The organism is Aeromonas sp. Prich7-2 (assembly GCF_017939255.1).
GTDB lineage: Bacteria > Pseudomonadota > Gammaproteobacteria > Enterobacterales > Aeromonadaceae > Aeromonas > Aeromonas caviae.
This window is the reverse complement of the sequence record NZ_JAGKRI010000323.1, coordinates 18,009-22,150: the sequence shown is the minus strand read 5'-3', so window position 1 is coordinate 22,150 and position 4,142 is coordinate 18,009. Positions and strand designations below refer to the sequence as shown.

1 protein-coding gene and 2 pseudogenes are annotated in these 4,142 nt (G+C 57.8%); 2 read left to right on the top strand and 1 reads right to left on the bottom strand.

Going from position 1 to position 4,142, the window contains the following annotated elements; genetic code table 11:
• Positions 1–720: 720 nt before the first annotated feature.
• Positions 721–1,356 (top strand): annotated as a pseudogene (locus J9892_RS22545) (IS630 family transposase); the annotation flags it as partial.
• A gap of 45 nt (positions 1,357–1,401) precedes the next feature.
• On the opposite strand, the gene katG reads toward J9892_RS22545, so the two are convergent.
• Positions 1,402–3,576 carry a catalase/peroxidase HPI gene (gene katG / locus J9892_RS22540; RefSeq protein ID WP_069785383.1) on the bottom strand — a complete coding sequence of 725 codons (2,175 nt, stop codon included), beginning with the start codon at positions 3,574–3,576 and terminating at the stop codon, positions 1,402–1,404.
• Between the two features lie 238 nt (positions 3,577–3,814).
• On the opposite strand from katG, the pseudogene J9892_RS22535 reads away from it, so the two are divergent.
• A pseudogene (locus J9892_RS22535) lies at positions 3,815–4,142 on the top strand (IS4 family transposase); the annotation flags it as partial.

The window sequence follows — 4,142 nt, the reverse complement described above, 5'->3', positions numbered from 1 at the left end:
TGGCGAACAGAGAGGTCAGCTTCCAGCCGCAGTCGCAGTACTTCACGAATTTTACGCATTGCAATCCTCTTGGCAGACATAGGCTCTTCCCTGGCAAAAGGGAGAGCGTATCAAAGGTTTTTAAATCAATGCGTTAAGGATGATTCTGGTGAATGTGAACAGTGATTCCGGGATGTTGAACACTGTTTCCGGAAAGGAGGGGCGAAGTGTTCAGGTTGAACCGGAATGAGCGTTCACATTGGTCCGGAAATGGTGTTCACGTTGAATCGGAATTGGTGTTCATGATCGGCCGGAATATGCAATAAACAAACTGAACAGCCTTGGTCTGCCCGTCAGACAGCCCTGAGTGTAGCGGTCACTTGGGGCTGGGGAAGCTGTGCTCTTACAACTGATTTGGGCAACAACGCCGAATAATATGCTTCCATACTCTAGTTTGTGTGGAGAGAAATATTTCTTATCATCGACTCATTCTGTGAGCCAATGATATTGTCCTATCGGCTCATTTCGTGAGCCGAACAAGATCCTTCATCGGCTCATCTGGTGAGGTGGTCTCAACGCTCACTACTACCTAGATTTAATTTTTGGTTACATAGTTTCATTGCAGGTTGGAGCTAAATAGCTGTTCCGAATAGTAGATCACAGGAGGAAGGGAACTCAGTCCAGTTTGTGCGATCTCATTAGGCGCGAAACAAAACAAGCCACACCAAAAGGACTGAGTTGATGCCTATCCTACCACCCCTGCCACGACCACAACGGCGCCGCATTCACAAAATCATCCATGCCACGCGTGATAAAGGGCATGCTCGTCGCTTGATGGCCATCTTGCTGTTACATGAAGGACGCACGATCACCGATGTTCATCACCTTACCGGCGCTGCTCGCTCGACCATCGGCCGTTGGCTTCGGTGGTATCGGGATGAAGGTGTGGGGGCGTTAGAAGCCTTACCGGCTGGCCGTGCCCCGATCTTACCTGTCGCCAAGATTGTCACCTTACTGGTGCTGCTCATGCAGTTTTCTCCGCAAGATTTTGGTTATCAGCGCAGCCGTTGGTGTACCGAACTATTGGCTATCAAAATCAATCGGTTAATGGGGCTCAATATGGCAGCCTCCACGCTCCGCCGATGGTTACCGCGTATGGGCATTGTCTGGCGAAGGCCCGTGCCGACCTTGCGGATAAAAGACCCTGCCTATCAGGAGAAAATGGCTAATATCGACGCGGCACTGGCCCGCTGTGATGCAGATAATCCGGTGTTTTATGAGGATGAAGTCGATATAGACCTAAATCCCAAATTAGGGGCCGACTGGATGTTCAGAGCGCAGCAAAAGCGGGTTGTCACACCTGGAAAGAACGCCAAACGCCCCGTTCCCGGGGCGTCGGGAACGGGGCACCTGCCAGCGTCATCAGGCGAGATCGAAGCGATCCAGGTTCATCACCTTGGTCCAGGCCGCCACGAAGTCCTTCACGAACTTCTCCTTGGCATCGGCACTGGCGTAGACCTCTGCCAGGGCGCGCAGCTGGGAGTTGGAACCGAACACCAGATCGACCCGGGTTCCGGTCCACTTCACCTTGCCGTTCTTGCGATCACGGCCTTCATAGACTCCCTGGCTGCCCGCCGCCAGCTTCCACTCCGTGCCCATGTCGAGCAGGTTGACGAAGAAGTCGTTGGAGAGGGTACCCGGGGCGGCGGTAAAGACCCCGTGGCAGTTGCCCGCGTTGGTGCCGAGCACCCGCATGCCGCCCACCAGTACCGTCATCTCGGGGGCACTCAGGGTGAGCAGTTGCGCCTTGTCGATCAGCATGGTCTCCGCGAAGCCCGCGCACTCACCCGCGTAGTTGCGAAATCCATCGGCGAGGGGCTCGAGCACCGCGAAGGAGTCCACATCGGTCTGGGCCTGGGAGGCATCCATTCGGCCCGGAGTGAAGGGCACGGTCACGGCGACACCGGCTCTCTTCGCGGCCTGCTCGACCCCCACGCCGCCCGCCAGCACGATGAGGTCGGCGAGGGATACCCGCTTGCCGCCGGTGGCGGAAGCGCTGAAGGTCTGCTGTATCCCGTCGAGGGCCTGAAGCACTTTCGCAAGCTGGGCAGGCTGGTTCACGGCCCACTCCTTTTGCGGAGCCAGGCGGATGCGGGCACCGTTGGCGCCACCGCGTTTGTCAGAGCCACGGAAGGTGGACGCGGAAGCCCAGGCGGTCGACACCAGCTCAGCCACGGACAGGGAGGTCGCCAGGATCTGCTCCTTGAGCAGGGCCACGTCCTTGTCATCGATCAGGGGATGATTGACGGCGGGGATGGGGTCTTGCCAGATCAGCTCCTCTTTGGGTACTTCCGGCCCCAGGTAGCGGGCAATGGGGCCCATGTCGCGGTGGGTCAGCTTGAACCAGGCGCGGGCGAAGGCATCGGCAAAGGCCTGCGGATCCTCGTAGAAGTGGCGGGAGATCTTGCCAAACTCGGGGTCAAAGCGCAGGGTCAGGTCGGTAGTGAGCATGGTCGGCTTGTGGAACTTGCCCGGGATGTGCGCATCGGGAATGATCTCCGGGGCATCCTTGGCCACCCACTGCTTGGCGCCGGCTGGCGATTTGGTCAGCTCCCACTCGTAGTTGAACAGATTTTCAAAGAAGTTGTTGCTCCACAGGGCCGGTGTCTTGGTCCAGGTCACTTCGAGCCCGCTCGAGACGGTATCCTTGCCATAGCCGCTGCCGTAGTCGCTCATCCAGCCGAGGCCCTGGGCCTCCAGAGGCGCGGCTTCCGGCTCTGGCCCCTTGTGGGATTCGGGCGCGGCGCCGTGGGCCTTGCCGAAGGTGTGGCCGCCGGCGATAAGGGCGACCGTCTCTTCATCGTTCATGGCCATGCGACCGAAGGTGGAACGGATGTCCTTGGCCGCCTCCATGTAGTCACCGCTGGCGTTGGGCCCTTCCGGGTTGACGTAGATGAGGCCCATGTGGGTGGCCCCGAAGGGAGCCGTAAGCTCGCGATCGCCCTTGACCCGATCGGGATCGACCCCGAGCCAGGCAATTTCATCCCCCCAGTTGACGTCCTGATCCGGCTCCCACACGTCGGGCCGCCCACCGCCAAAGCCGAAGGTGCGAAAGCCCATGGTCTCCAGGGCGACGTTGCCGGCGAGGATCAGCAGATCGGCCCAGGAGATCTTGTTGCCGTATTTCTGCTTGATGGGCCAGAGCAGGCGACGGGACTTGTCGATGTTGACGTTGTCAGGCCAGCTGTTGAGGGGGGCGAAGCGCTGTTGGCCACGGCCGCCGCCACCGCGACCGTCGGTGGTGCGATAGGTGCCCGCAGCATGCCAGGTCATGCGGATGAACTGGGGGCCGTAGTGACCGAAGTCCGCCGGCCACCACTCCTGGGAATCCGTCATCAGCTTGACCAGATCTTTCTTGAGTGCCTTGTAATCCAGGCTCGCGAAGGCCTTGGCGTAGTCAAAGTCCTTGTCCATGGGATCGGCGCCGGGGGAATGCTGATGCAGCAGATCCAGCCGCAACTGGTTCGGCCACCAATCACGATTGGTTCTGCCGACGCCGGCGGTGTGGTTGAAGGGGCATTTGCTTTCTTCACTCATCTCTGTCTCTCCTTGGCAGTCATGTGCAATGCAGACAACTCAGTATGGGAACTTTTCCTGCAACCGGCGGGGCATGTGACAGGTTAGGCCTTGGACCGGCATCGGGGGGTTATCAATAACTCCTTATATTTCAGCTCATGTACAGGATCTTTAGCGCCAACCAATTGAAATAGATATAAAAAAGGCTTCGTTTGTGATCTAATTTTATCGCCAAACAAAATCAACACGCGCGAAGCCTATGACCATTATTAATGCTAATCACTATCTGGAGCAACTCCTGGCTCCCGCCGCACTCGAGCGCATTGCTCGGCTCTGCAAGTTTTGTCTGCGTCAGCGCGCCATTACCCCTGCCATGCTCGTACCTGCACTGTTGCGGGCCATGGGGGGCGACCAGGTCAATGACATTGCCAGCTTACACCGTCATTTCAATGCCTTGCAGCTGACGAAAGAGCATCAGGTTTCTTACAAACCGTTTCACAATCAGCTGCGTAAAGAGAGCTTTGCCCTGTTTATGAAAGCGCTGGTCGAACGGGCCATCGCCTTGCGTATCGACCATCAACTCAAAT